The 25816-nt window shown below is 71.9% G+C and carries 21 protein-coding genes, 1 tRNA gene and 1 pseudogene; 11 read left to right on the top strand and 12 right to left on the bottom strand.

Annotation, left to right across the window (positions count from 1 at the left end):
• Positions 1 to 37: 37 nt before the first annotated feature.
• From KBY19_RS01925 to KBY19_RS01905, 5 genes are all read right to left on the bottom strand, one after another.
• Entirely contained in the window at positions 38 to 514 is a 477-nt protein-coding gene (locus KBY19_RS01925; RefSeq protein ID WP_099881701.1) for a septum formation initiator family protein, read from the bottom strand.
• A gap of 82 nt (positions 515 to 596) precedes the next feature.
• Complete coding sequence (gene eno / locus KBY19_RS01920; RefSeq protein ID WP_210964979.1) at positions 597 to 1877, bottom strand: phosphopyruvate hydratase; 1281 nt, start codon at positions 1875 to 1877, stop codon at positions 597 to 599.
• A 145-nt stretch (positions 1878 to 2022) separates the two neighbouring features.
• Complete coding sequence (locus KBY19_RS01915) at positions 2023 to 3105, bottom strand: transglycosylase family protein (protein WP_210964977.1); 1083 nt, start codon at positions 3103 to 3105, stop codon at positions 2023 to 2025.
• 163 nt (positions 3106 to 3268) lie between these two features.
• Positions 3269 to 4570: a cytochrome P450 gene (locus KBY19_RS01910; RefSeq protein ID WP_185019415.1), complete on the bottom strand. Its 1302-nt coding sequence runs from the start codon at positions 4568 to 4570 to the stop codon at positions 3269 to 3271.
• 106 nt (positions 4571 to 4676) lie between these two features.
• Positions 4677 to 5387, bottom strand: a complete 711-nt coding sequence (locus tag KBY19_RS01905; RefSeq protein WP_099881696.1) for a lysoplasmalogenase — start codon at positions 5385 to 5387, stop codon at positions 4677 to 4679.
• Between the two features lie 499 nt (positions 5388 to 5886).
• Between KBY19_RS01905 and KBY19_RS01900 the strand changes: the two genes are divergently transcribed.
• Both KBY19_RS01900 and KBY19_RS01895 read left to right on the top strand, forming a co-directional pair.
• A complete protein-coding gene (locus KBY19_RS01900) occupies positions 5887 to 7335 on the top strand; it encodes an NAD(P)/FAD-dependent oxidoreductase (RefSeq protein ID WP_099881694.1) in 1449 nt (482 codons plus the stop codon).
• A 237-nt stretch (positions 7336 to 7572) separates the two neighbouring features.
• Positions 7573 to 9039 (top strand): cyclopropane-fatty-acyl-phospholipid synthase family protein, encoded by a 1467-nt coding sequence (locus tag KBY19_RS01895; RefSeq protein WP_210964975.1) that lies wholly within the window; start codon positions 7573 to 7575, stop codon positions 9037 to 9039.
• Positions 9040 to 9160: 121 nt separating this feature from the next.
• Here the strand turns inward: KBY19_RS01895 and KBY19_RS01890 are convergent, their stop codons facing one another.
• A complete protein-coding gene (locus KBY19_RS01890; protein ID WP_210964974.1) occupies positions 9161 to 11698 on the bottom strand; it encodes an ABC transporter permease in 2538 nt (845 codons plus the stop codon).
• Positions 11699 to 11776: 78 nt separating this feature from the next.
• Positions 11777 to 12490 (bottom strand): ABC transporter ATP-binding protein, encoded by a 714-nt coding sequence (locus KBY19_RS01885; RefSeq protein WP_221506562.1) that lies wholly within the window; start codon positions 12488 to 12490, stop codon positions 11777 to 11779.
• 579 nt (positions 12491 to 13069) lie between these two features.
• Here KBY19_RS01885 and KBY19_RS01880 point away from each other — a divergent pair.
• A tRNA-Leu gene (locus tag KBY19_RS01880) sits at positions 13070 to 13153 on the top strand.
• 139 nt (positions 13154 to 13292) lie between these two features.
• Here KBY19_RS01880 and KBY19_RS01875 read toward each other — a convergent pair.
• Positions 13293 to 14255: a squalene/phytoene synthase family protein gene (locus tag KBY19_RS01875; RefSeq protein ID WP_180289660.1), complete on the bottom strand. Its 963-nt coding sequence runs from the start codon at positions 14253 to 14255 to the stop codon at positions 13293 to 13295.
• Entirely contained in the window at positions 14252 to 15208 is a 957-nt protein-coding gene (gene uppS / locus KBY19_RS01870) for a polyprenyl diphosphate synthase (protein ID WP_210964972.1), read from the bottom strand. The genes KBY19_RS01875 and uppS overlap by 4 nt, the downstream gene beginning before the upstream one ends.
• Positions 15209 to 15507: 299 nt before the next feature.
• On the opposite strand from uppS, the gene KBY19_RS01865 reads away from it, so the two are divergent.
• Positions 15508 to 16683 (top strand): UDP-N-acetylglucosamine--N-acetylmuramyl-(pentapeptide) pyrophosphoryl-undecaprenol N-acetylglucosamine transferase, encoded by a 1176-nt coding sequence (locus KBY19_RS01865; protein WP_307843418.1) that lies wholly within the window; start codon positions 15508 to 15510, stop codon positions 16681 to 16683.
• Positions 16684 to 16860: 177 nt separating this feature from the next.
• On the opposite strand, the gene KBY19_RS01860 is transcribed toward KBY19_RS01865, so the two are convergent.
• A complete protein-coding gene (locus KBY19_RS01860) occupies positions 16861 to 17220 on the bottom strand; it encodes a hypothetical protein (protein WP_099881684.1) in 360 nt (119 codons plus the stop codon).
• A gap of 193 nt (positions 17221 to 17413) precedes the next feature.
• On the opposite strand from KBY19_RS01860, the gene KBY19_RS01855 reads away from it, so the two are divergent.
• The 3 genes from KBY19_RS01855 to KBY19_RS01845 all read left to right on the top strand — a co-directional run bounded on the left by KBY19_RS01855 (position 17414) and on the right by KBY19_RS01845 (position 20020).
• Complete coding sequence (locus KBY19_RS01855; protein ID WP_099886555.1) at positions 17414 to 17842, top strand: VOC family protein; 429 nt, start codon at positions 17414 to 17416, stop codon at positions 17840 to 17842.
• A 92-nt stretch (positions 17843 to 17934) separates the two neighbouring features.
• On the top strand, positions 17935 to 18717 hold the full coding sequence (locus tag KBY19_RS01850) for an SDR family NAD(P)-dependent oxidoreductase (protein WP_099881682.1): 783 nt from the start codon (positions 17935 to 17937) through the stop codon (positions 18715 to 18717).
• A 76-nt stretch (positions 18718 to 18793) separates the two neighbouring features.
• Positions 18794 to 20020: a PLP-dependent aminotransferase family protein gene (locus tag KBY19_RS01845; protein WP_185017074.1), complete on the top strand. Its 1227-nt coding sequence runs from the start codon at positions 18794 to 18796 to the stop codon at positions 20018 to 20020.
• 152 nt (positions 20021 to 20172) lie between these two features.
• Here the strand turns inward: KBY19_RS01845 and KBY19_RS01840 are convergent.
• Positions 20173 to 21399, bottom strand: a pseudogene (locus KBY19_RS01840) (MFS transporter); the annotation flags it as partial.
• A 163-nt stretch (positions 21400 to 21562) separates the two neighbouring features.
• On the opposite strand from KBY19_RS01840, the gene KBY19_RS01835 reads away from it, so the two are divergent.
• Both KBY19_RS01835 and KBY19_RS01830 read left to right on the top strand, forming a co-directional pair.
• The gene (locus KBY19_RS01835) at positions 21563 to 22189 is read left to right on the top strand and encodes a TetR/AcrR family transcriptional regulator (RefSeq protein WP_099881678.1); all 627 of its coding nucleotides are present in this window, start codon (positions 21563 to 21565) and stop codon (positions 22187 to 22189) included.
• 355 nt (positions 22190 to 22544) lie between these two features.
• Entirely contained in the window at positions 22545 to 23450 is a 906-nt protein-coding gene (locus KBY19_RS01830; RefSeq protein ID WP_210964969.1) for a nitroreductase/quinone reductase family protein, read from the top strand.
• Here the strand turns inward: KBY19_RS01830 and KBY19_RS01825 are convergent.
• A complete protein-coding gene (locus KBY19_RS01825) occupies positions 23399 to 23908 on the bottom strand; it encodes a MarR family winged helix-turn-helix transcriptional regulator (RefSeq protein ID WP_210964968.1) in 510 nt (169 codons plus the stop codon). The genes KBY19_RS01830 and KBY19_RS01825 overlap by 52 nt on opposite strands.
• Before the next feature lie 122 nt (positions 23909 to 24030).
• Here KBY19_RS01825 and KBY19_RS01820 point away from each other — a divergent pair, with 122 nt between their 5' ends.
• Positions 24031 to 24609, top strand: coding sequence for a DoxX family protein (locus tag KBY19_RS01820; RefSeq protein ID WP_185017071.1), 579 nt, complete (start codon positions 24031 to 24033; stop codon positions 24607 to 24609).
• Positions 24610 to 24802: 193 nt separating this feature from the next.
• Positions 24803 to 25681 (top strand): Bax inhibitor-1/YccA family protein, encoded by an 879-nt coding sequence (locus tag KBY19_RS01815; RefSeq protein ID WP_099881672.1) that lies wholly within the window; start codon positions 24803 to 24805, stop codon positions 25679 to 25681.
• Positions 25682 to 25816: the final 135 nt, after the last annotated feature.

Here is a 25816-nt window from a genome sequence, read left to right as displayed (position 1 = left end):
CTTCGCTTCGTCTCGTCGGGGGAGGGTGGCCGGGGGCCTATTCGGCCCGGTCCGCGCTGTCCACACCGTCCCACAGGTTCTGGTACCAGGCCCGGTCGGCGGGCCCGTGGGGGCGGGGGCGGCGGACGTCAGCCGTGCCGTCCCGCATGATGTAGCCGGTCTCGCCGGGCCGTACGAAGTGCAGGTGCTTCCGGGCCTGCTGCTCCACATACGCGGGGTCCTGCCAGCGCGCCCGCTGCTCCCGCAGCCGTTCGACCGCGGCCCGCGCGTGCTCGGCCTGCTCGCGCTGGTCGGCGATCTCGGAGCGCTGGGTGACGTACTGCCGCGTCGGGTAGGCGAGCGCCACGACGAGGGAGCACAGCACCAGGGCGAGCAGCGCGGCACGTCCGGTGAGCCGCCCCTTGCGCGGGGTGCGTACCGTTCTGCCCTGCGCCCGGTACACCCGCTCGGCGGCCTGGGCGCTGAGGGCGCGCAGGCGCGTCGCGGTGGAGAAACGGTCCCGGTCCGCTCCCATACCTCTCCCCTGCGGGTGATACCTGCGGTGCCGTACCCCCTCGGTCCCGAGGCGGGTACGGCACCGTCAGCCGGCCGACTGCTCAGCGCTTGTAGCGCGGGAAGGCCGAACGACCGGCGTAGACAGCAGCGTCGTCCAGGATCTCCTCGATACGCAGCAGCTGGTTGTACTTGGCCACGCGCTCGGAACGGGCCGGGGCACCGGACTTGATCTGACCGCAGTTGACCGCGACGGCCAGGTCGGCGATCGTCACGTCCTCGGTCTCGCCCGAGCGGTGCGACATCATGCACTTGAAGCCGTTGCGCTGCGCCAGCTCCACCGCGTCCAGCGTCTCGGTCAGCGAGCCGATCTGGTTGACCTTGACCAGCAGCGCGTTGGCGGCGCCCTCCTCGATACCGCGGGCCAGCCGCTCCGGGTTGGTGACGAACAGGTCGTCGCCCACCAGCTGGACCTTGTCGCCCAGCTTGTCGGTGATGGTCTTCCAGCCCGCCCAGTCGTCCTCGAACAGCGGGTCCTCGATGGAGACCAGCGGGTAGTCGGCGACGAGCTGCTCGTAGTACTCGGTCATCTCGGCGGCCGAGCGCTTCTGGCCCTCGAACGCGTAGGCGCCCTCCTCGTAGAACTCGGAGGCGGCCACGTCCAGCGCCAGCGCGATGTCCTGGCCGGCGTTGTAGCCGGCCTTCTGGATGGCCTCGATGATCAGGTCGAGGGCCTCCCGGTTCGAGCCCAGGTTCGGTGCGAACCCGCCCTCGTCGCCCAGCCCGGTGGCCAGACCGCGCTCCTTGAGCACGCCCTTGAGCGCGTGGTAGACCTCCGCGCCCCAGCGCAGCGCCTCGGAGAACGACTCCGCGCCGATCGGCGCGATCATGAACTCCTGGATGTCGACGTTCGAGTCCGCGTGCGAGCCGCCGTTGAGGATGTTCATCATCGGCACCGGCAGCTGGTGCGCGTTCGGGCCGCCCAGGTAGCGGAACAGCGGCAGGTCGGACGCCTCGGAAGCGGCGTGCGCGACGGCGAGCGAGACGCCGAGGATGGCGTTGGCGCCCAGCGAGGACTTGTCGGCCGTGGCGTCCAGGTCGAACATCGCCTGGTCGATCAGGCGCTGCTCGGTGGCGTCGTAGCCGACCAGCTCCGGGCCGATCTGCTCGATGACGGCGAGGACGGCCTTCTCGACGCCCTTCCCCTTGTAGCGCGCGGTGTCACCGTCGCGCAGTTCGAGCGCCTCGAAGGCGCCGGTCGAGGCGCCGGACGGGACGGCAGCACGGCCGGTGCTGCCGTCGTCGAGGCCGACCTCGACCTCGACGGTGGGGTTGCCTCGCGAGTCGAGGATCTCGCGGGCTACGACGCCGTCGATGGACGGCACGAAGTTTCTCCTTCGTCTGGGACGACTTTCTCAGCCCCGAGCCTAACCGTCCCACCCAGCCCACCCGCGCGGCTGTCCCGTTTCCTCCCCGGGTGTCCCGTCCCGGGGCCCTCGTCCCGCACCGCCGACGGCGCGAGGGCGGAGGTCAGAGCGTGAGGTGCCGGCCCGGGCGGAGGAGGTCCGGGTCGTCGCCGATCACTTCGCGGTTCCGCTCGTAGAGCGCGACCCAGCCGCCCTCGACGTCGTGCTCGGCGGCGACTCCCTCTCCCGGATCGCCGGGCTGGACGGTGATCCGGTGCTTGCCGCCGCCTCCGGCCCGGTCGCGGTCCTCGTCGCGCGAGGCGCGGTCCTCGTCGCGCTCGTCGTCGGCGGGGCGCCCGCGGTGCTTGCCCTTGCCGGACCCGGTGGGCTTCTCGGCCTCCTCCGGCTTCTCGGCCCGCTCGGAGGGGGACTTGAGCCGGTCCGGGCTCGAAGGCCCCAGGTCCGACCAGCCGGACGACCCGGAGTCGGAGGTGTCGTCGTCGGACCCGCCGTCACCCGACGGCGGCTGCGGCGACTTCGAGGCCCCGTCCCCGGGTGTGTCTGAGGGCTGGTCCGACGGCGCCTGGCTCGCGTCGTCGCTCGGCTCGGCGTCCGGCGACGGCTTCGCCTCCGGAGAGCCCTTGCCGGGCTTTTCGGTCTTCTCGCCCTTCCCGGGCTCGTCCGACTCGCCGTCCTGCCGCGACTTGCCGCTTCCGCCGGGCCCGTCGGCCTCGTCGCTCTCCTCGGACGGGGACGGCGAGGGGGTCCGGGACGGCGTCCCGGGAGGAGTCGGCGTCGCCTCCGGCTTCGCGTCCTGCTCGGCGTCGGGGTCCACCCCGGGCAGCTCCAGGTCGTCCCCGCACTGCGGGAACGCCCGGGGGCCCTCGGCCTCCAGGATCTTCTCGCCGACGGCTATCTGCTGGCTGCGGCTGGCCAGATCCGGCCGCTCGGCGTAGATCGTCCCGCCGTAGTACTTCCAGGTGTCCAGGTCCAGCTGGAGTCCGCCGTAGTACCCGTTCGAGTCGTTGGCGCTCCAGGCGCCGCCGCTTTCGCAGTCCGCGACGCGGTCCCAGGTGCCGGCGTCGGCAGCCTGGGCGCCGGTGGCGCCGAGCAGCGGAATCGCGATCCCGGCACCTGTGACCCCGGCGGTGACGAAGAGAGCGGGGGCCTGGCGGGGGCGGCGATGCCGACCGTTCCCGGAGCGCATGGTTGACCTCTCGTGGGAGACAAGCGGGCGGACGACCGAAGTCGGTGACAACGGTCGATGACCGAAGTCGGTGACCGAACGTAGCTGCGAACGCCGACAGTCACAAGCCAATGTCGTCCACATCACGCCACGGTCACATAAGTGATGCGTCGTCACATCGTCCTCACGTACGCCGGTCACGGCCGTCGGCGGCGGTGAACTCCACCGGCAGCCTCCGCAGCCCGCGCATGATCAGTCCGCCGCGCCAGCGCAACTCCTCCGGATCGGCGGACAGCCGCAGATCGGGAAGCCGGTGCAGCAGTGTGGCCAGCGCCGTCTGTCCCTCCAGCCGGGCGAGCGGCGCGCCCAGGCAGTAGTGGATACCGTGTCCGTAGCCGAGGTGCTGGTTCTCCCGCCGGGTCAGGTCCAAGGCGTCGGGGTCCGTGAACTTGGCGGGGTCGCGGTCGGCCGCCGCCAAGACGACCAGCACCGGTTCGCCCTCCCGCACCCGCTGTCCGCCGACGGTCAGCTCGCGGGTGGCGAAGCGCCAGGTCGCCAGCTCGACGGGGCCGTCGTAGCGCAGCAGTTCCTCCACGGCACCGGCGAGCAGCACCTCGTCGCCCTCGGCGACGGCCTGCTGGAGCACGGCCCGCTGCTCGGGGTGGCGCAGCAGCGCGTACATACCGTTCCCGATCAGGTTGACGGTCGTCTCGAACCCGGCGAACAGCAGGATGAACGCCATCGCGGCGGCCTCGTTCTCGGTCAGGTGCTCACCGTGGTCGGAGGCGCGGATGAGGCCCGAGATCAGGTCGCCCGACAACAGCGCGTCCCCGCCCTCGGCGCGGGCCGCCTCGGCACGGCCGTCGGCGCGGGCCAGTTCGGCGCGCTTGCGGTGGATCAACTCGGCGAGATAGCCGCGCATCCGCTTGACCGCGCGGCCGACACCGCCGCGCGGGCTGCCGGGCTGATGGATCATCATGCCCGCCCAGGTGCGGAAGTCCTCCTGGTCCTCGCGCGGTACGCCGAGCATCTCGCAGATGGCGTAGATCGGCAGCGGAAAGGCGTACTCGTGGATCAGGTCGGCCTCGCCGCGCGCCGCGAAGGAGTCGATGAGGCCGTCCGCGAGCTCCCGCACCCGGGGCGCGAAGGCGGCGACCCGGCGCGGGGTGAACGCCTTGGAGACCAGACGGCGCAGCCGGGTGTGGTCGGGCGGGTCGATGTTGAGCAGATGCGTCATCAGGTTCGCGCTGCGCTCGCCCGGGATGCCGACCTTGCCCTTGCCGTGTGCGCTCTGCTCCCCGTGGTGGTGCGGGTTCTTGCTCAGCCGCGGGTCGGCGAGGGCCTGCCGCGCGTCGGCGTACCGGGTGACCAGCCACGCCTCCACCCCGCTGGGCAGCTGCGTCTTGCGTACTGGTGCGTGCTCGCGCAGCCAGGCGTACGCGGGATACGGGTCCGCCGCGAACCGCCAGTCGAACAGCGGCGGCATGGGCGGCGCGGAGGCGGAGCCCGGGGCGGGCGGGGAGGTGGCGGCGGAGTCGGAGTCGTTCGGGTGGTGCACGTCTACGACGGTATGCGTCGGCGACGGCGGGCGCTCAGGACGGTGCGCGCTCCAGCCAGCCTGCCGTGATGAGGTACTGGCCGAGCAGATACCCCGCCATGATCAGCACCTCCTGGGAGGGGAACTCGTGCCCGGCGGCCTGGAGGCCGATCAGCGCGTCGGAGGCGATGAAGGACACCGCACCGGTGGCGACCTTGCCGCCCACCCCGAGCGCCGCGGCACCCATGGCCGCGAGCGCGAGGCTGTAGCCGGCCACCGGCAGCCGCAGCCGGCGCTCCAGCGTGGGTGCGAGCACCGCGTTGACGGCCCCCCACGCGGCGAAGGCCGCGACGGCGCGCTTGGGGCGGGCACGCAGCCCGCGTACGGCGCCGAGCCGCGCGGTCATACCCGCGGTGTAGCTGAGCTGGGTGCCGAGGAAGGCGGCCATGCCGGTCAGCAGCGCGCGGTGGTGGCGGTCCCAGAGCAGGGCGGTGTCGCCGGCGGTGGCGCAGGCGAGCCCGGCGAGCAGCGCGGCGGGAGGGCGGCCGGGCCGCGTGCTGCGGCGGGCGTACGCCGCGAGGGCCGGCATCAGCAGGGGCTTGGCCGCGCGTGCCGGGCCCCGCGGGGACTTCGCTGTGGCGTACAGGTCGGCGGCGGCCAGCGCGGCGAACGCGGCGAGGGTCGTCGCCTCGCCGCCGGGGCTGTCGGCCTTGGGGCCCGCGCTCGTGGCCGCGCTGCCCGGTCCCGTGCCCTTGGAGATCGCCATCCGGGCAGTGTTACCGGCGGGTAGAGTCCCGTCAACCCCGCGTGCGGTTGGCTCCGGTGCCGGGCCGCAGGGGGCCTGCGACTCTCACTTGAGCGGGGTGTCTCTCTGCTGATAGGTGTAGGCGAGGCCTCACAAGGGCTTGAAAAGCGTACCGGCACACCAGTTACGTGAAATGTTTCACATGGGAAAGTGCCCGGTGAGCCCCGGTTTCCGGGTTGGAACGCAGGGTTCCGGATGTGCCCTCGTCGCCTCGGCCCTCCGCCGTCCGGCCGGTCGGACGGCAACGACTCGGCCGTCCTCGTGCGGTCTACTCGCCACACCGCCGATACCTGCAGCTCAAAAGGTGTCCCAACGGCTGACGCCGCCCGCTGGTTCCCCGTCTGCCGCACAGAACGGATGTGGGCTCGATCACGGGGCGGCGCAGTGTAGCAGAGGGTGCGCCCATGCTTGTGAAGGCCCTCACGAAGTGCCCCCCACCGGTGGGTGGATACTCGATTTCATGAGCACCACGGAGCGTCCCCGAATCCTCGTAGTGGGTGGCGGGTACGTCGGTCTGTACGCAGCGCGGCGCATCCTGAAGAAGATGCGCTACGGCGAGGCGACCGTAACGGTCGTCGACCCGCGGTCGTACATGACGTACCAGCCCTTCCTCCCCGAAGCTGCTGCCGGCAGCATCTCCCCCCGCCACGTCGTGGTCCCCCTGCGACGCGTGCTCCCCAAGGCGGAGGTCCTCACCGGCCGCGTCACCTCGATCGACCAGGACCGCAAGGTCGCCAACGTCTCGCCGCTGGTCGGCGACGCGTACGAGCTGCCCTTCGACTACCTGGTCATCGCGATGGGCGCCGTCTCGCGCACCTTCCCCGTGCCCGGTCTCGCCGAGAACGGCATCGGCATGAAGGGCGTGGAAGAGGCGATCGGCCTGCGCAACCACGTCCTCGAGCAGCTCGACAAGGCGGACTCCACACAGGACGAGGAGGCCCGCCGCAAGGCCCTCACCTTCGTCTTCATCGGTGGCGGCTTCGCCGGTGCGGAGACCATCGGCGAGGTCGAGGACATGGCCCGGGACGCCGCCAAGTACTACCCCAACGTCAAGCGTGAGGACATGCGGTTCGTCCTCGTCGACGCGGCCCCCGGGATCCTTCCCGAGGTGGGCCCCAAGCTCGGCGAGTGGGGCCTGGAGCACCTCAAGAAGCGCGGCGTCGAGGTCTATCTGAACACCTCCATGGAGTCCTGCGTGGACGGCCATGTCGTGCTCAAGAACGGGCTGGAGGTCGACTCCAGCACCATCGTGTGGACCGCGGGCGTCAAGCCCAATCCGGTGCTCTCCCGCTTCGGCCTGCCGCTCGGCCCCAAGGGCCATGTGGACGTGGACGCCGCCATGCAGGTCAAGGGCATGGACTACGCCTGGGCCGCCGGTGACAACGCGCAGGTTCCGGACCTGGCCTCCGACAAGGAGGGCGCGTTCTGCCCGCCCAACGCGCAGCACGCGCTGCGCCAGGCCAAGGTGCTCGGGGACAACGTCATCTCCGGCATGCGCGGCTTCCCGCAGGGCAAGTACAAGCACGCCAACAAGGGCGCCGTCGCCGGCCTCGGCCTGCACAAGGGCGTCGCGATGATCGTCTTCGGCAAGACCAGGATCAAGCTGCGCGGTCGCCTCGCCTGGTACTTCCACCGCGCGTACCACGGCATGGCCGTCCCCACCTGGAACCGCAAGATCCGGGTCTTTGCCGACTGGACGCTCGGCATGTTCCTCAAGCGCGAGGTCGTCTCGCTGGGCGCCATGGAGCACCCGCGCGGCGAGTTCTACGAGGCGGCGGCGCCGGTGACGGCGGCCGCGCTCGGCAAGTCGACGGCGTCCGCGCCCGCCGACAACAGCAAGGCGACCGCCGACAGCCGGGCCGACAGCCCGGTGGACGGCAAGGGGGAGAAGGCGACCGCCTCCTCCTGACCCGTCACCCGCCGACCCGCGGCAGCTCGGCGGGGTCGGCAGGGCCTCCGGCTGAGGGCCGGGGAGTGCGCCGTGCACGTCCGAGAGGGGCGTGAGCCATCCGTGGGGCTCACGCCCCTCTCGTCGTTTCCGCCGTACCGGAATCACCGGTCCGTTGGGCACAGTGGGCATACACCCACCCCCGCCCGCGTTACGTGTACGGGGAATCCACCCCTTCCTGACACGGAGGTGTGCTCAATGGCCGGTGCCGCACAACGGATCGTCGCGCTCGCGGAGCAGCTGCTGGGAACCCCCGTCCCGGTCCGGGTGCGGGCCTGGGACCACAGCGAGGCGGGACCGCACTCGGCCCCCGTACTGGTCGTACGCAGCCGACGGGCCCTGCGCCGTGTGCTGTGGCGGCCGGGTGAGCTGGGGCTGGCGCGGGCCTGGGTCGCCGGGGAGCTGGACGTGGAGGGCGATCTCTACCGGGCGCTGGACCTGATGGCCGGACTGATCTGGGAGCGGGACGAGCAGCCCGGCTCCGGCCCCGGGTCCGTAGCCGCCGCCAGGTCCGAAGCCGCGTCCGAGGCCGGTGAGAAGGCCGACAGCGCCCCCTCGTTCGGCCCGGGTTGGGCACGCGGCGCGCTCTCCCTCGCCCGCGATCCGGCGAGCCGCCGGGCCGCAGCCGAGCTGCTGCGGCTGGCCGGCCCCGGACTGCCGCCCCCGCCGCCCGCCGAGGAGGCCAGCCGCCGCACCGGGCTGCGGCACACCCTCGGCCGCGACCGCAAGGTCATCAGCCACCACTACGACGTCGGCAACGACTTCTACGAACTGGTGCTGGGCCCCAGCATGGTCTACTCCTGCGCCTACTGGCGCCCCGACGGCACCCTGGAAGAGGCCCAGCGCGACAAGCTCGACCTGATCTGCCGCAAGCTCGCACTGCGCGAGGGCCAGCGGCTGCTGGACGTCGGCGGCGGCTGGGGCTCCCTCGTCCTGCACGCCGCCCGCAACTACGGCGTACGCGCCGTCGCCGTCACCCTCTCCCGCGAACAGGCCGCCTACGGCCGCAAGCGGATCGCCGAGGAGGGGCTGGCCGACCGCGTGGAGATCCGCGTCCAGGACTACCGCGAGCTCGCGAGGGAAGAGACGGGGCGAAGTGCCTCGCACAGGGGCGATGCGACGGGCGGGCCCTACGACGCCATCTCCTCCGTCGGTATGGCCGAACATGTGGGCGCGGCCCGCTACCGCGAGTACGCCGACGACCTCTACGCCCTCCTGAAGCCGGGCGGGCGGCTGCTCAACCACCAGATCGCGCGTCGGCCGCTGGAGGACGAAGAGGCCTACGAGGTCGACCCGTTCATCGACGCCTATGTCTTCCCCGACGGAGAGCTCGCCCCGATCGGGCGCACCGTGGGGCTGCTGGAGCGGGCGGGCTTCGAGGTGCGGGACGTCGAGTCGCTGCGCGAGCACTACGCGCTGACGCTGCGCGCCTGGGTACGCAATCTGGAGGCGGACTTCGCGCGGGCCGCGCGGCTCACCACGCCGGGCCGCGCGCGGGTCTGGCGCCTCTACATGGCCGCCTCGGCGCTGGCCTTCGAGCGCAACCGGATCGGTGTCAACCAGGTGCTGGCCGTCAAGACCCCCGAGTCCGGCGGCTCGGGGCTTCCGCTGCGCACCCGCCGCTGGACGGCGGACGCGACGGCGGACCCCGCCGCACGGGACTGACGGCGGACGCCTCGGTGCCTCGGCCGGTCCCGCCCCTGGAGCCAGCGCGCCCGCCCACCCACCCCTTCGGGGGCGGATGGGCGGGCGGGGGAGCACACGGAGGGGGCGGGCCCCTGCCGGGTCACTCCGTCTTGATGGCGGCCAGCATGTTGAGTCGGGCCGCACGCCGTGCGGGCCACAGGGCGGCGAGTACGCCCACCAGCGCGGCGAGGGCGAGGAAGATACCCAGCCGCCCCCAGGGCAGGACGAGCGTGTAGGTGTCCAGCGAGCTGCCGATCAGCTCACCGGCGGCCCAGCCGAAGAAGATGCCGAGGCCGATGCCGAGCACCCCGCCGAACAGCGAGATGACCAGCGACTCCAGCCGCACCATCCGCTTGATCCCGCGCCGGTCGAGACCGATGGCGCGCAGCATCCCGATCTCCTGGCCGCGTTCGAAGACCGACATGGCCAGGGTGTTGATCACACCGAGCACGGCGACGATCACGGCCATCGCGAGCAGCCCGTACAGCATGTTCAGCAGGATGTTGATCATCTTCGCGATGTCCTCGGAGATGTCCTTCTTGTCCTGCACGAGGACCGCCGGGTTGTTGCCCAGCTGCTTCTCCAGGGACTTTTTGACCTGCTCGGTCGCGCCGTCCTTGGTCTTGGCGAGGACCTGCATGTCCGCGACCTTCTCCAGGTGCGGGGTGATGGCCTTGTTGTCGACGATGATCCCCTTGATCATCTCGTTGCCCTTGTAGAGCCCCGCGACCGACAGCCGGCCCTTCTCACCGTCGTCGTAGGTCACCTGGAAGCTTGAGCCGGGCTTCCAGCCGTACTGCTTGGCCGTGTCGGTGTCCACGACGACCTGCTTGCCGCCGGCGATGCCGGACCAGCCGCCCTTGGTGAAGTCCAGCGAGGTGAGCTGGGCGATGGTGGAGCCGTTGACGCCGGTCAGGTATTCGGTGTCGCCGTCGATCTCGGCCGACGCGTTGCGCAGCGGCGAGGTGGCGGTGACCTCGTCGGACCCGGCCAGCTTCTTCTCCACCTCGGGCGAGAGGGGGGTGAAGTTGGCCATCGAGACCGTGTAGTCGGCCTTCAGCGACTCGGACGCCATCTTGTCGACGGCCTTCTGCACGCCACTGGCGATGACCGTCAGCCCGGTGATCAGTGTCAGCCCGACCATCAGCGCGGAGGCGGTGGCCGCCGTGCGGCGCGGATTGCGTACCGCGTTCTGCCGGGCGAGCTTGCCGCTGACGTTGAACAGCCGCAGTACCGGCGCGGCCGCCGCGATCAGCGGGCGGGACAGCAGCGGGGTGAGGACGAAGACGCCGACCAGCAGCAGCGCGGCGCCCGCGCCCATGGGCGCCTTGCCGCCGTCGTCCATCCTGGTCGCCATCAGCACCAGCACCGCACCCGCGGCGGACAGCAGCGCGCCGATGGTGTTGCGGACGATCAGCGAACGGGTCGTCGCGGGGGCGTGGACGCTGCCCATCGCCGCGACCGGGGGGATCCTGGCCGCACGCCGCGCGGGCAGCCAGGCCGCCAGCACGGTGATGACGACGCCGACCAGCAGCGAGATGACGACCGTGGACGGTTCGACCACCAGCGGCCCGTCGGGCATGGTGCCCATGGTGCCGACCAGGGCGCGCAGTCCGGCTCCGATGCCGACACCGGCCGCCATCCCGGCCAGCCCCGCGACGGCACCGACGGCCAGCGCCTCGATCAGCACCGATCGGGTGACCTGGCGGCGGCTGGCACCCACCGCGCGCAGCAGCGCCAGCTCCTTGGTGCGCTGGGCGACCAGCATGGTGAAGGTGTTGGCGATGATGAAGATGCCGACGAACAGCGCGATCCCCGCGAAGGCCAGCAGACTGGTCTGCATGCTGGACATGCTGGTCTCGATGGCCTTGGACTCCTCGTCGGCCAGCGTCTTGCCGGTGACGGCCTCGGAGTCGGCGGGCAGGATCTTCTCGGCCCGCGCCTTGAGCGCGGCCTGGGAGACGCCGGGCTCGGCCTTGACCTGGATCTCGGTGTACTCGCCGGGCTTGGCGAACAGCCGCTGGGCCGTGGCGTTGTCGAACAGGACGAGGGTGCCGCCCGCGGCGACATTGCCGTCGTCGGTGGTGAAGATGCCCGTGACCTTCTCCGTACGCACCGGGCCGTTCACCGACATCCGGACGGTGTCACCGACCTGGTAGCCGGTGCGCTCCGCGGTCTTGGCGTCCAGCGCGATCTCGCCGGGCGCACGCGGGGCCGCACCGTCCTTCATCGGGTAGCGCGGGTCGGAGCCCTTGCCGTCCCGCCCGGCGTAGTAGTTGGCGCCCTCGGTGGAGAAGCCGTCGCCGACGAGCTTGCCGTCCTTGTCGGAGAGGGCGGCGAAGCCGGAGACGACGCCGGTGGCGGACTTGGCGCCGGGCAGCTCCTCGGCCCGGTCGAGGGTGCGCTGGCTCAACGGCGAGACGGAGTCCCGGCCCTCGGGCGCGTCGCCGCCGTCCTGGCGTATGGAGATGTCGACGTTCGCGTAGCCCTTTTCGGAGCCCTTGTGGAACGCGTCGGAGATGGTCGAGGTGAAGACCAGGGTGCCGGAGACGAAGGCCACGCCGAGCAGCACGGCGAGCATGGTCATCAGCAGTCTGGCCTTGTGCGCGAAGACGTTGCGCAAGGCGGTTCGGAGCATGAGGAAGTCCTGGAGGGTCCTTCTACGAGAAAGCAGCTGGGCGGGCGTGGAGGAGGCGCGGCGCGGGGAGCGGGTGGCTCAGCTCGTCCGGGCCTTGGCGTCGAAGGACTTCATCCGCTCCAGCACGCTGTCGGCTGTCGGGCCGGTCAGGTCGTCGACGATGCGGCCGTCCGCGAGGAAGACGACCCGGTCCGCGTAGGCGGCGGCCACCGGGTCGTGGGTGACCATGACCACCGTCTGCCCCAGTTCGCGGACGGAGTTGCGCAGGAAGCCGAGGACTTCGGCGCCCGCACGGGAGTCGAGGTTGCCGGTGGGCTCGTCCCCGAAGATGATCTCCGGCCTGGAGGCGAGGGCACGGGCGACGGCGACGCGCTGCTGCTGGCCGCCGGAGAGCTGGTTGGGCCGGTGCTTGAGCCGGTCGGCGAGGCCGACGGTCTGGATGACGCGGTCCAGCCACGCCTTGTCCGGCTTGCGGCCCGCGATGTCCATCGGCAGCGTGATGTTCTCCAACGCGTTGAGCGTGGGCAGCAGGTTGAACGCCTGGAAGATGAAGCCGATGCGGTCGCGCCGCAGCTGGGTCAGCTTCTTGTCCTTGAGCGAGGTCAGTTCGGTGTCGCCGATGCGGGCGCTGCCGCTGGAGATGGAGTCGAGGCCCGCCATGCAGTGCATCAGCGTGGACTTGCCGGAGCCCGAGGGGCCCATGATGGCGGTGAACTCGGCCTGCCGGAACTCCACCGATATCCGGTCCAGGGCCACGACCTGGGTCTCCCCCTGGCCGTAGACCTTGGACAGGTCCGTGGCCCGCGCCGCGGCGACGCCGGTGCTCGAACGGTCTGCGGTGGCTCCGGGGTACGGGCCGCCCGCGGAGTGGTGCTGGCGGGTGCTGGTCGTCACGGCGCGGTGCTCCTGTCGGATGTCGGTCGGGTGCGGATCGGAACTTTCCCTGTGCCTCCATCGTTTCGTCGGATCCGCCTTCCGGGATCAGCCCCGACTCTTGTTTCCGGGACAGTCTTCGGAGGTAGCTGTCGGCCCGACGGTCATCCTTGGGTATGACGGCGGACCCTGAGACGGAGGAGGGGCAGCAGAGGAGCCGTGGCCCGCACACACCGCTGGCATATGACGCTGGTGGACTTGGGACGTGAGCGTGGGTGACTGAACGGCGACTTTCCGTCATTTCTGGCGAGCAGGGCGCACGGGGGAGACCGCTGCGAAGTGGCGCATGTGACACTGATGGCCCGTCAGTTGCCAATAAAATAAGACAACATCGGTCCGTCGATCCGCTGTTCGGGGGATGACCCTGGATAGGCTCGTCCCGTGCCCTGGGAAGGGCCGTCTGCGCCCAAGGGCGTACGACGCGGTCCAGGAGCCGGTGCCCGGATGGTGGAATGCAGACACGACGAGCTTAAACCTCGTTGGCCTTTAAGGGCCGTGCCGGTTCAAGTCCGGCTCCGGGCACTTCCTGCCCCCAGGTTCCCCGAGTCGTATCCGGGGTTCCCTGATCCGGGGGTCGGCCTGTCGGGCCGCCCCGTTCCACTCGCCGCGGGGGCGCGCGGCGTATCGCGCCGCGTGCTGGTGCACCTTCGCGCTGCCCCGGTCAGGTGAGGCGGAGGCGGTGGTGGAAGGTGCGCAGGGTGTCACCGATCAGCTCGGTGGGCGAGAGGTGGAAGTGCCAGAGGGTGCCGGGGCGGAGCAGGCCGGCGCCCTGCCGTTCGACGCCCTTCATGCCCTGGAAGAGGCACATCAGAAGCGGACGGTAGAGGAATTGGACTTCCGGGTCGGCGTCGTCCAGGGCGGCACGGGCGGCCTCGAAGGCGGCGCGGGCCTTGCCGCAGGCGTGGGTGAGGAGGGCTCGGACGGCGGGGGTGTCACGGCCGGCCTCCAGATCGGCGCGGGTGACATCGAAGCGCCGCAGCTCGGTCTCGGGGAGGGGGAGGAAGCCGTCTCGCAGGTCGTCGGCCAGGTCGGCGAGATCGTCCCAGCGCTGCGCGGCGTCGAGGGCCAGTCTCGACGCGGTCTCGTTGCGCGGGTGGCGCGGGACGCGGCAGGCGGCGAGCAGCAGGCGGGCGACCGGCATGTTGCTGCGGTCGACGTTGTCGTGGTGATCCTGCTCGGTCGCGTAACCCGTCAGCCCCAGTCGGCAGGCCTGCCCCGCCAGACAGTCGTGGACGTCGGCAGGATCGAGGGGGCGCACGTGCACCGTGTGCAGAAAGGCCCGCAGGAAAGGCCGTTCGGCGCTTCCGGTGGCCAGCCCCCGCCGGACCTGCTCCGCCCAGGCGTGGAAGGCCGCCGGGTCGCACTTGTGCACCGGCACATCCGCCAGGCAGTCGGCGTGGATGCCCAGGGCTGCCACGGTGAACAGGTGGGGCTGCCAGGCCGGTGGGACCAGGAGGCGAGTGGGGGGATAGGCGCCGGGGTACCGGCGGGCCACCACATGTGCTGCCGCGGTGTAGTCGCCGCGCAGTCGGCCGTGGGGGATTCCGGCCAGGTGCAGTGTGCGCTGCCAGGGCGTGGCCCGGGTCAGTAGCCGACGCAGCAGCGGCGGACCGGGCGCGGTCACGACAGCCGGCTCGCACGTTCGGGCTTCGGCGATTCGGTGGTGAGCTGGTGCAGGGCGAACCGGGCCGTCTCCCTCAGCCCGTCCCGCAGGGTGGTCCCCAGCTGGGCGGCGATGGCCGTGGGCAGTCCGAGCAGGGCCGTCGGGCCGGGCGCGGAGGCGCGGCCGCCGACCGCCACGGCGTCGGCGACGCCGGCCGTGTCGGCTGTCCCGGCCCCGCCGACCTGGTCGTACGCGTCGACCGCGTCCGTCGCCCCCAGATTGCCGAAGCGGCGCCGGCGCTGGTGGAAGAGCTCCATGGCGTGCCGGAAGTGCGAGGCGCGGAAGTCGGGCCACAGCACGTCGAGGAAGACGAGTTCGGCGTAGGCGCAGTGCCACAGCAGGAAGTTCGACAGCCGGTACTCGCCCCCGGTGCGCAGCAGCAGGTCCACATCGGGGAGTTCGGGCAGCTGCATGTGCCGGGCGAGGACCTCGGTGGTGATCTGCTCGGCCGGGACCTCCCGGGCGGCCAGGGAGCGTGCGGCCTCGCACAGGTCCTGGCGGCCTCCGTAGTTGAACGCCAGGCTCAGCTGGAGGGTGGTGTTGTCGCGGGTGAGCTCCTCGGCTTCGCGCAGCCTGTTGACCGCCTCTGCGGGCAGGCGGGGGTCCTCACCGCCCAGCAGCCGCAGCCGTACCCCGCGCTTGTGCATGCGCTGGGCCTCCCGGCCGATCACATGCTGGGCGAGGAAGCGCACCAGGAAGCTGACCTCTTCCTCCGGGCGTGACCAGTTCTCCGTGGAGAAGGTGAACAGTGTCAACCACTCGACCTTCTCCTCCAGCGCGCTGTCCAGGATCGCCTCGAAGGAAGCCCTGGCGGCCATGTGGCCGTGGGTGCGCTCCAGTCCGCGGTGCTGTGCCCAGCGGCCGTTGCCGTCCATGATGCAGGCGATATGCCTGGGAGGAGTCCTGGGTGTCATCCGCCCTCCAATGGGCACGCAGAGCAACTGTCCTTGTTCGGAGGGTAAATGCCCGCTGTGGGCGGTCGTATCCCATCGTCACGGCACTTCCCCGGATCCGGACAGGCCGGCCCGCGGCAGGCCGACTGCCGCGGAACCTCGGCGTGGTGCACGGCCTGCCGCGCAGCCGCCTCGACGGGGCGGTCGACATGACGGACGGTGTGGCGGACTCCTGCGGCGGGCCCGACTCACCTGCGGCGGGACGGAGTTGTACGGGCCGCGGGTCCCTGGCGGAGCGGCGGCCCAGTAGGGTGCGCGGCGTGACCGAGAACCCTTCCCTTCCACGCTCCTTCCGGCTCCTCGTCACGGGGGGAGGTACCGGCGGACACACCTATCCGGCCCTGACCGCGATCAGGACGTTGCAGGCGCGGCTGGCCGCGGACGGCGGAACGCTCGACGTCCTGTGGATCGGCACCCCGCACGGGCTGGAGGCCCGCGTCGCCCCGGCCGAGGGCGTTCCGTTCACGACGGTGGCGACGGGCAAGATCCGCCGGGCCGCGAACCCGCTCAAGATGATCAGCCCGGCGAACGTCAAGGACATGGCGCGGGTGCCGCTCGGCGTCGCCCAGGCGCGCAGGATCGTGTCCGACTTCCGGCCGGACGTGGTCCTGGCGACCGGCGGCTACGTCGCCGTACCGGCCGGGCTCGCCGCCCGTATGTGCAAGCGTCCGCTGGTGCTGCACGAGCAGACCGTGCGGCTCGGGCTGGCGAACCGGAAACTGGCGTCGTCGGCCGCGCGGATCGCGGTCTCCTCGGAGTCGTCCCTGCCGCTGCTCCCGGAGGCGGTGCGGGGCTCGGCGGTCGTCACCGGCAATCCGGTGCGGCCGGAGGTGCTGAGCGGGCACGCGGACAAGGCGGTCGCCGCGCTCGGGCTGCACGGCTTCGATCGGCGGCTCCCGACCCTCTACGTCACCGGCGGGGCGCAAGGCGCGCAGCAGATCAACGACGTGGTCCGGGACGCTCTTCCGTGGCTGCTGGAGCGCGCCAACGTGGTGCACCAGTGCGGCCCCGCGAACGTCGAGGCGCTGCGCGCCGGCGTGGCGGCCCTCCCGCCCGGGTCGGCGGACCGGTACCACCTGGCCGGGTTCGTCGGCCCGGAGCTGCCCGACGTCCTGGCGCTCGCCGATGTGGTGGTGTCCCGCAGTGGCGCCGGTACCCTCGCGGAGCTCACCGCGCTCGGCAAACCGGCCGTCTTCGTGCCGCTGGCCTCTTCGGCGGGGAACGAGCAGGAGCACAACGCACGGCATCTCCAGGACACCGGCGCGGCCGTCGCGCTCACCGGCGATGTCACCGCTGACCGGCTCCGGGACGCTCTCGGGCCGCTGCTCACCGACCCGGCGCGGCGCGCGGGGATGGCGGAGGCGGCCCGGGCACACGGACGGCCGGACGCGGCGGACAGGCTCGTGGACGTACTCCTGTCCGCCGCCTCCGGCTGACCCGTCGGGGCCTCGTACGGCGGGAGGGGCCGGGGTGCCCCGGCCCCGACGACAGGGACGACGTCGGCGAAGGCTTCCCGATCCCTGCCCATGGATCGGGAACCTTCCCGGTCGCCGGGGCCGAGGCCGGGCCTCAACCCCGGTGGCCCCGTCGGCCGTGCGGGGCCCGGCGTGTGCTCAGCGGGTCTCCAGGCGGAGCCGCAGTTGCTTCTCCTGGTCCCCGGCGACCTCCAGCACCTCCACCACACCGAACGCCTCCAGAAGTACGCGGTGCAGCCGTTCGACCGCCTGCGGGGACCCCTGCAGTTCCGCCGTCACCGGCGAGCCGAGCGGGACGGCGTCCGGCCGTCCGCTGTCGCGCGAGACATCGAACCGGCACAGCCACACGTTGGCCTTGCGGCCCTCGGGCTGCAGCTCTGCCCAGTCCGAGGGGAACAGTCCGCCCAGCACCCTGAAGACCGCCTCGGCGTCCTCGCAGGCACAGTCGCTGAGCTCCACGGATACTTCCATCTCCCCTTCCGACATCTCCGCCGTCATGGTGCGGGCCTCCCTTTCTGCGGCTGGTTCTCGCGAATTCGCTCCAGGCCCAATATCTGCCCGCAGGTACCCGTTCGGCGTGATCCCAACCGGCGATTCGCCTGCCCGGTGTGGCGCGTACGCCCACGCGGTGAGGAAGGGCGCAATGGAAGGTCTGTGCTCGCAGTCCCGCATCCACCGCCAGGAGGTACCCATGGCAACCACCCGAACGCTCGCGACCGTCACCGTCAGCCTGCCCGTCGCCGAGCGCATGGCGTCGTACGTCTTCTACCGGGACGGGCTGGGCCTGGAGGCCGTCGGGAAGCTCGCCGAGGACGGGGTCCCCGAGCCGCTGCGGTTCATCGTCAACGACGGGCTGCGGCTCATGCTCATCCCCACCGGCGGTTTCGACTGGATCACCGGTGACCACGCCGTCGCACGTCCGGGGCACAGCGAGTGCGTCCTGGCCGTGCCCGTCGCCGAGGAGCGGGACGTGGACGAGCTGGTCGCCGCCGCCGTGCGCGCCGGCGCCCGGACGGTCAGCGAACCGGCACCTCAGCACTGGGGCTACGCGGGCTCCTTCGCCGACCCTGACGGCCACATCTGGCTGATCCGGGCCGAGACGGCCGGCGACGCCCGCTGAGGCGAGCGGGAACGAGCGGGGCTGGGCGGGCGTTGGGCGGATCCCGTGGAAAAGCGGTTGAACGGGCCGGTGCCGGTTGTCACGGTGACGCGGTGATCGATCCTGGACTCTCCGGACGCACCGTGCTCGTGACCGGCGCCGTGGGCGGGATCGGCGAGGCGACAGCGCTCGCCTTCGCCCGTCTCGGGGCCCGGGTCGCCGCGCACTGGTACCCCGCCGACAGCGGCCCGCGTGACGTCCCGTTCGCGCACAGTACGCCGGGGCGCGCGGAAGCCGAGGCGCTGTTGCGGCGGCTGCGCACCGCGGGCGCCACGGCGGCCGAGCTCTTCCCCGCCGACCTCGCGGACGGCGCGGCGGCCGGCCCGCTGCTCGACGCCGTCGCCGACCGGCTCGGCCCGCTCGACGTGCTCGTGAACAACGCGGCGCACTGCGAAGCCGTCGACGGCGCCGACGAGCTGACCCCTGCTCTGCTGGAGCGCACCTATCGGGTCAACACCTTCGCGCCCGCCCTGCTGACCGCCGACCTCGCCCGGCGGGGCCGGGAGGCGGCCGTGGTCAACGTCTCGACGGACGCGGCCCGTGCCTTCCCCGGGCAGACCGCTTACGGCACCTCCAAGGCAGCCCTTGAGGCCGTCACCCGCTCGACGGCGCTCGACCTGGGCCCGCGCGGCATCCGCGTCAACGCCGTCGCGCCCGGGCCGGTGCAGACCGGCTGGATGCCGGGCGAACTCGTCGAGCGGATCGTCCCGCAGATCCCGCTGCGCCGGGTCGGGCTGCCGGAAGACATCGCGGACGCCGTTGTCTTCCTCGCTTCCCGACAGGCCCGCTGGATCACGGGTCAGGTCCTCCAGGTCGCCGGCGGCCATGCGCTCTGAGGCAGCCGCCGGGGCCCGCTGTCCACGTGCCGGAATTCACTGGGGCGGCCGAGCCGGGCGCTTCTAGGCTGCGGGGATGACTCCCAGCACGCTCGCGGGTCCCGCTCCCGCCACCGCCCCCGCGCCCCCGCTCGCCGCCCGTGCGGCCTCCGTCGGCTCCTCCCCCGTACGGGAGATCCTGGCGTTGACCGAACGGCCCGAGGTGATCTCCTTCGCCGGGGGTCTCCCGGCGCCCGAGCTCTTCGCCGCCGAGCCCATCCGCGCCGCCTACGACCGGGTGCTCAGCCAGGAGCCGCGGCGGGTGCTGCAGTACTCCACCACCGAGGGCGACCCGGCGCTGCGGGGGGCCGTGGCGGGGCGGCTGGCGGAGCGGGGGCTGCCCACCGGGCCGGAGGAGCTGCTGGTGACGACCGGATCCCAGCAGGCCCTCACCCTGCTGGCGACCGCGCTGCTGGAGCCGGGCGACACCGTGCTGGTGGAGGACCCGACGTATCTGGCCGCGCTGCAGTGCTTCGGTTTCGCGGGGGCGCGTGTGGTGCCCGTCCGCTCCGACGACGAGGGCGTGGACCCGGTGGCGCTGGCCCGGGCGGTGGAGCGTGAGCGGCCCAAGTTGCTCTATCTGATACCCACCTTCCAGAACCCGACCGGACGCACCCTCCCGCTCGCCCGCCGTCAGGCGGTCGCCGAGGTCGCCGCGCGGTACGGGACATGGATCGTGGAGGACGACCCGTACGGCGAACTGCGGTTCGAGGGCGAGCACGTGCCGTGGGTCGCCTCGCTGCCGCGGGCCGCCGACCGCACGGTGCTGCTGGGCAGCTTCTCGAAGGTGATGGCTCCCGGGCTGCGGCTCGGCTGGCTGCGCGCACCCGCCGCACTGCGCCGCGCCTGCGTCATCGCCAAGCAGTCGCTGGATCTGCACTGTTCCACGGTCGACCAGGCGGCAGCCGCCCGCTATCTGGCGGACAACGACCTGGACGCGCACCTGGCGCGGGTCCGCGACGCCTACCGCGAGCGCCGCGACGCGCTGCTCGACGGACTGCGCGGGGCCCTGCCGCAGGGCAGTACGTGGAACCACCCGCAGGGCGGCATGTTCGTCTGGGCGCGGCTGCCGGAGGGCTACGACGCGACCGAGCTGCTGCGCGAGGCGGTCGCCGCCGATGTCGCCTACGTTCCCGGTGCGCCCTTCTTCGCGGGGCCGCCCGACCCGTCGTCGTTGCGGCTGTCGTTCACCACGCACACGCCGGAGGAGATCCGGGAGGGGCTGCGGCGGCTCGGCGGCGTGCTGCGGTCCGCGGCGCTGTAGTGGCCGGGGCCGTGCGGGGACCGGCCGCGGGGGAGGGCGAGGGCCAGTAGCGCGATGGCGCCCAGCACGGCCGTCATGGTGCCGAACACCCGGCCGTACGCCGTCCCGTCCGGTCCGGCGACCGCGGAGAGCGCGGCCAGCCCGAGGGCGCCGCCGAACTGCTTCGAGGTGTTCATCAGCCCCGAGGCGGCACCGGCGTCCTCGGCCGGCACCCCCGCGGTGACCAGCGCCGTGGTGGGGGTGACGAACACGGCGCTGCCGAGCGAGAACACCACGGCGGGCCCCAGCACCCCCGCCAGGTAGCCGCTGTCCGTCGACACCGTGCTCTGCCACGCGAATCCGGCTGCGCACACCACGGCGCCGCACAGGATGAGCGTCCGGTGCGCGAAGCGGCGCATCAGCCGTGGTGTCACCCACACGGCGACCGCTGCGCCGGTCAGCGTGTGCGGCAGGAAACCCAGCCCGGTGCGGAGCGCCGAATAGCCCAGCACGTCCTGCATGTAGAACGTGAGGAAGTACCAGACGGGGATCTGCAGGCAGGCGCCCGCCAGCAGCACCACGGTGTTGCCCACCGCGACCGTGCGCTGCCGGGGCAGCCGCGGCGGGATCAGCGGCTCGGTGGCCCACCACCGCTCCACGGCGACGAAGACGACCAGTGCGACCGCACCGCCCACCAGGGCCCACACGGTCGCCGGGTCGGCCCAGGAGGTGTCAGGGGCGCGGCTGACGGCGAAGGTGAGCGCGGCCGTGCCGCAGGTGACGGCGAGCGCTCCGGGCACATCAAGTCTGCGGCGCCCCGCTGTCGGCCGTGCGTCGCCCCGGGGCAGATGGCACAGCGCGGGCCACAACGCGGCGCACCCCACCGGGACGTTGACGAGCAGTACGGCGCGCCAGGAGAGGGCGTCGGTGAGGACTCCGCCGAGGAGGTTTCCGGCGGCCCCGCCCACGGAGGAGACGGCTGTCCAGACCGCCAGCGCCCTGCTGCGGCGCGGCCCTTCGGGGAACGCCGTGGTCAGGACGGTCAGCGTGGCGGGTGCCAGTACGGCGGCTCCCACGCCCTGCGCCGCCCGGGCGGCGACGAGGAGGCCCGGTGCGGTGGCGAGGCCGCCCGCCAGGCTGGCCGCCGTGAACAGGGCGAGGCCGGCGGTGAACACCCTGCGGTGGCCGAACAGGTCGGCCAGTCTGCCGCCGGGCAGCAGCAGCCCGGCGAACGCCAGCGCATAGGCGGTGGCGACCCAGGAGAGCCCGCCGCCACCGGGCGCGAACCCGAGCGCGTCCCGGATGGCGGGCAGCGCGACGTTCACCACGGACACGTCCAGCACCACCATGAACTGCGCCGCACAGGCGAGCACCAGTAGGGGTGTCGCCCTGGTCGTCATGGGACTCCTCGAGGTGGGGGCGAGCATTCCGATGTGATCGCACTGTAAAGCCCGCCAGGAGATCTTTTCAATGTGGCAGCATTGGAAAGCCAACTGTCCGGCCACAGTGTCCGGCCGGCGTCCGGCCCCCAGGGTCCGGCCACGACGAGAGGAACCGGCGGAGATGTCCCCGCGCTCCAGCGCCCGCGTCCGCACCCGCGGCCCAGGGCTGCACCACGACCGGCGGCGCACCCAGATCGCCGACGCGGTGCTCGACGTCGTCGCCGAGCGCGGGCTGCCCGCCGTCTCACTGACAGAGGTGGCCGCACAGGCAGACGTCTCGCCGGGCAGGGTCCAGCACTACTTCCCGACCAAACGGAAGCTGATCGAGGCGGCCTTCGACCGGGGCAACGAGTTGAGCGAGGCACGTATCCGCTCCCGGCTGGGCGCCGACCCCGCTGACGCGGCACCCGATGAGGTCCTCGCGGTCGTTCTGGACGAACTCATCCCGTACGACGCCGCGTCGCGCGCTCATCTGAGGGTGCGCCACGACTTCAACGCCCGCGCCCTCGCCGACCCGGCCATCGCCGAGCGCGTGCGGGCGCTCCACACCGGCCTGCACCGGCGCCTGGCGGCATGTCTGGAGCAGTGCCTCGCCCCGGACCGGCGGCCGGAGGGCGGCGCCGAAGGAGCGGTCGTCGCGCTGGTGGCCCAGGCCGAGGGCCTCGCCTACCACGTCCTGCTGGGAACGGTGCGTCCGGACGCCGCGCGGACAACCGTGAGCAACGCCTTGCGGGCGGCCCTCGCCTGAGGCGGCGGGTCTTGCTTCCAGGGCCGGTCGCCTCTTGAATGGTGCTGTGTCGCGTGGCGCTGTCGCTGGTACGGCAGCGTCATGGAGGCACCATGACGTGAGGAGTGCATCGTGGGTACACACACCGCCGGGCTCGTCTGACACGTGACCTGTGACGGCCTGCGCACAGCGCAGCCGTCGGTCCGCGCCGCCGCCTGACAGAGCGGGCGCGCCTTCTTCTCTCTCCTTTCCTTCCTTGTCCCTGTACCGGGCCTTGTCCCTGTACCGGGCTCTCCTCACCCCTGGGCTCACCCGTGCGCGCGCTCGCGCGCCCCCTGTGCGGTCAGGAGCGCCCCTTCTCCATGGAGCTGATTTCTTGACCTCTTCACCCGTCCGGTCCACCCCGCCCCGCGTCACGGACTTCAACCGCGCCGTCGTCGAGGAGTTCCGTGCCAACTCCGGCCGGGTCGGTGGACCCTTCGCCGGGGGCGACCTGCTGTTGCTGACGACCCGTGGTGCGCGCAGCGGCCGGGAGCAGACCTCCCCGCTCGGATTCGTCCGGGACGAGGACGGCCGTCTCGTGGTCGTCGCCTCGGCGGGCGGCGCGCCGCACAATCCTGCCTGGTACCACAACCTGCTCGCGCATCCGATGGTCCGGGTGGAGGTGGGGGAGGACGCGTTCGGCGCCGTGGCCGTGCCCGCCGAGGGGGCCGAGCGCGAGCGGCTGTTCGCGCATGTGGTCCGGCAGCAGCCCGGATACGCCGACTACCAGGCGCGGACCGATCGGCCGCTGCCCGTCGTACGGCTCGAACGCCCGTACCCGGAGACTCCGTTCACCGGCCTGGTCGACAAGCTGCTGGAAGTGCACACCTGGCTGCGTGAGCAGATGCGCCATGTGGCGGCCGAGGCGGAGGCGCACTTCGCGGCGCGGAGCCGGGCCCAGGGCGCCCCGCCGCCCTCGCTCGGGCTCCAGATCCGCCAGCACTGCCTCGCCTTCTGCGAGTCCCTGCACATCCACCACACCTCGGAGGACCAGGCGGCCTTCCCCGCGCTGGCCAGGAGCCATCCGGACCTCGCCCCGGCTCTGGAGCGGCTGCGTGCCGAGCACGGCACGGTGGACCGGATCCGGCGGGAGCTGGAGTGGCTGCTGGCCGATCTGACGACGGCCGACCCCGACCGCTTCCGCGCCGAACTCGCCCGGATGACGGCAGAGCTCGAAGCGCACCTCGACTACGAGGAGGAGGTGCTGATCCCGCCGCTGTCCGCCATGCCGCTGTCCTGACCCGCGGGGCGCAGCAGTGCGCCGACGCGGCCGAGCGCGCGGGCGAGGATGTCGAGTTCGTCGCGCTCCAGCACGTCTATCAGGGCGGCGCGGACAGCCGCCACATGGCCGGGGGCCGCGGCACGCAGCGTGTCGCGGCCCTCCGGGGTGAGTACCGCCAGGACACCTCGTACATCGGTGGGGCAGGAGCGGCGCTCGACCAGGCCGTGCTTCTCCAGCTGGCCCACCTGGTAGGTGAGGCCGCTCTTGGAGGTGAACAGGCCGTGTGCCAGGTCGGTCATCCGGACCTCGCCGCCGGGTGCCGCCGAGAGGCGGACGAGGATCTCGTACTGCGCGTGGGAGAGCCCCGCGTCCTCCTTCAGCTGCTGCTCAAGATGGCGGGAGACGCGGCTGGTGGCCTCCAGGAAGCCCTTCCAGGCCGCCATTTCCCGCTCATCGAGCCACCTGGTTTCAGCCATGGCGTCCATCCTACTCGGTTGTTCAAATTCAAACATCCTTGTTACGGTCGAGCCCGTCCCGGTTCTTCAAATCTGAACTACCTGTCGGCCCGTCCGCCGTTCAGCCGTAGGAGGCTCCGCTCATGTCGTCCCCCCACGCTCCTGAGACCCCTGACAGCGCGCGATATCTCCAGCCCTCCCGCGTCCCCGGAGGATCCGACACCGCTCCCACCGAGCAGTCGGGCCACGACGCCGGGCTGCTCGTCCTGCGTCTCGCGGTCGGGCTCACCATCGCGGCACACGGTTCGCAGAAACTGTTCGGCTGGTTCAGCGGCGGTGGGATCGACGGCACCGCGCAGTTCTTCGAGTCCTCCGGTTACCCCTCGGCGAAGACGATGGCCGTCGTCGCCGGACTCACCGAGACCCTCGGCGGACTCGGACTCGTCCTGGGCCTGCTCACTCCGCTCGCCGGTGCCGCGGTGTTCGGCACCATGCTCAACGCCCTCGCGGTGAAGTGGGGCGGAGGCTTCTTCGCGCCCCAGGGGGTCGAGTACGAACTGCTGCTCGCCGCGGGGGCCGCGGCGCTCACCCTCACCGGCCCCGGCCGGCTGGCGGCCGACCGGGTGCTTCCGCTGCCGCGCCCGCACCGGCTCACCCACGGCGTGGGGGCGCTCGTCCTCGGGGCCGTGCTCGCGGGCGTCGTTGTGCTCACGCGCTCCTGAGCGCCTCTCGAACCCTGGCGCGCACGACGCCACAGGTGTGAGATGGGCCGCACCCGGGTGAGGCCGGTGAACTGTGAGGGAAGTGGAACAATCGACAGCTTTCCTTCGTTCTTGACTCTGCACTAGCGTGCTGTTTTTGCTAACGCATTACGCTGGACCGCAAGGCCGCGCAGTGTGGCCATGGAGGAGTGAGATGAGGAGCAGCAACCCGGTCTTCTCGCGACGGGGGTTCAGCCGTTCAGACGGCTATGCCGGTTTCGACGCCCAGCAGCAGCAGCCGCCGCAGGCCGGGAACCCCTACGCGACGAACCCCTACGCCGCGAACCCGTACGGCCAGCAGACCAACCCGTACGCAGCCCAGCAGACCCAGGCCCCTGGTCAGCCCTACGCCCCGCCGGCCGCACCGCCGTCCGCCGGGCGGATGACGCTCGACGACGTCGTCGCCCGAACGGGTATGACCCTCGGGCTCGTCATCGTCACTGCCGCCCTCGCCTGGATCACCGGACTGTCGCTGCCGCTCGCGTTCGGCGCCGGCCTCGTGGCGATGGTGCTGTCGCTCGTGCAGGCGTTCAAGCGCAAGCCGTCGCCCGCGCTCATCCTGGCGTACGCCGCCTTCGAGGGCCTCTTCCTCGGCGCGCTGAGCAACTTCGTCAACCAGTTCGTGAACGGCGCCGCCATGCAGGCGGTGCTCGGCACGCTGGCGGTCTTCACCGCCGTCCTGGTGCTCTACAAGACCCGCATCATCCGCGTCACCCAGCGGTTCTACCGCTTCACGATCGCCGCAGCCATCGGCTTCGTGCTGCTCATGGCCGTCAACATGCTCTTCGCCGTCTTCGGCGGCGGTGACGGCCTCGGCTTCCGCAGCGGTGGCCTGGGTATCCTCTTCGGTGTCGTCGGCATCGTGCTCGGCGCGCTGTTCCTCGCGCTGGACTTCAAGCAGGTCGAGGACGGCATCGCCTACGGCGCCCCCAAGGAGGAGTCGTGGCTGGCCGCCTTCGGGCTGACGCTCACCCTGGTGTGGATCTACCTGGAGTTCCTGCGGCTGATCGCCATTCTGCAGGGCGACAACTGATCGCCGGCCGGCAGTGGCACACACTGCCGGCGGCCGGCGGCTGAAACGCTGCGAGGGCCCGGGAGGTGGCTGCCACCTCCCGGGCCCTCGGCGTGCTCGCGTCCTTCGCGGCCTAGGGTCTTCGGCGGGGTCTTC

The sequence above is a fragment of the Streptomyces sp. B15 genome (assembly GCF_018070605.1).
GTDB lineage: Bacteria > Actinomycetota > Actinomycetes > Streptomycetales > Streptomycetaceae > Streptomyces > Streptomyces smyrnaeus.
This window is presented reverse-complemented; position numbering and strand designations above follow the sequence as displayed.

Coding starts and splice junctions, on each gene's coding strand:
- KBY19_RS01925 (WP_099881701.1), bottom strand. CDS start 514: ATGGGAGCGGACCGGGACCGTTTCTCCACCGCGACGCGCCTGCGCGCC.
- KBY19_RS01915 (WP_210964977.1), bottom strand. CDS start 3,105: ATGCGCTCCGGGAACGGTCGGCATCGCCGCCCCCGCCAGGCCCCCGCT.
- KBY19_RS01910 (WP_185019415.1), bottom strand. CDS start 4,570: ATGCCGCCGCTGTTCGACTGGCGGTTCGCGGCGGACCCGTATCCCGCG.
- KBY19_RS01905 (WP_099881696.1), bottom strand. CDS start 5,387: ATGGCGATCTCCAAGGGCACGGGACCGGGCAGCGCGGCCACGAGCGCG.
- KBY19_RS01900 (WP_099881694.1), top strand. CDS start 5,887: ATGAGCACCACGGAGCGTCCCCGAATCCTCGTAGTGGGTGGCGGGTAC.
- KBY19_RS01895 (WP_210964975.1), top strand. CDS start 7,573: ATGGCCGGTGCCGCACAACGGATCGTCGCGCTCGCGGAGCAGCTGCTG.
- KBY19_RS01890 (WP_210964974.1), bottom strand. CDS start 11,698: ATGCTCCGAACCGCCTTGCGCAACGTCTTCGCGCACAAGGCCAGACTG.
- uppS (WP_210964972.1), bottom strand. CDS start 15,208: ATGACACCCAGGACTCCTCCCAGGCATATCGCCTGCATCATGGACGGC.
- KBY19_RS01860 (WP_099881684.1), bottom strand. CDS start 17,220: ATGACGGCGGAGATGTCGGAAGGGGAGATGGAAGTATCCGTGGAGCTC.
- KBY19_RS01855 (WP_099886555.1), top strand. CDS start 17,414: ATGGCAACCACCCGAACGCTCGCGACCGTCACCGTCAGCCTGCCCGTC.
- KBY19_RS01845 (WP_185017074.1), top strand. CDS start 18,794: ATGACTCCCAGCACGCTCGCGGGTCCCGCTCCCGCCACCGCCCCCGCG.
- KBY19_RS01835 (WP_099881678.1), top strand. CDS start 21,563: ATGTCCCCGCGCTCCAGCGCCCGCGTCCGCACCCGCGGCCCAGGGCTG.
- KBY19_RS01825 (WP_210964968.1), bottom strand. CDS start 23,908: ATGGCTGAAACCAGGTGGCTCGATGAGCGGGAAATGGCGGCCTGGAAG.
- KBY19_RS01820 (WP_185017071.1), top strand. CDS start 24,031: ATGTCGTCCCCCCACGCTCCTGAGACCCCTGACAGCGCGCGATATCTC.
- KBY19_RS01815 (WP_099881672.1), top strand. CDS start 24,803: ATGAGGAGCAGCAACCCGGTCTTCTCGCGACGGGGGTTCAGCCGTTCA.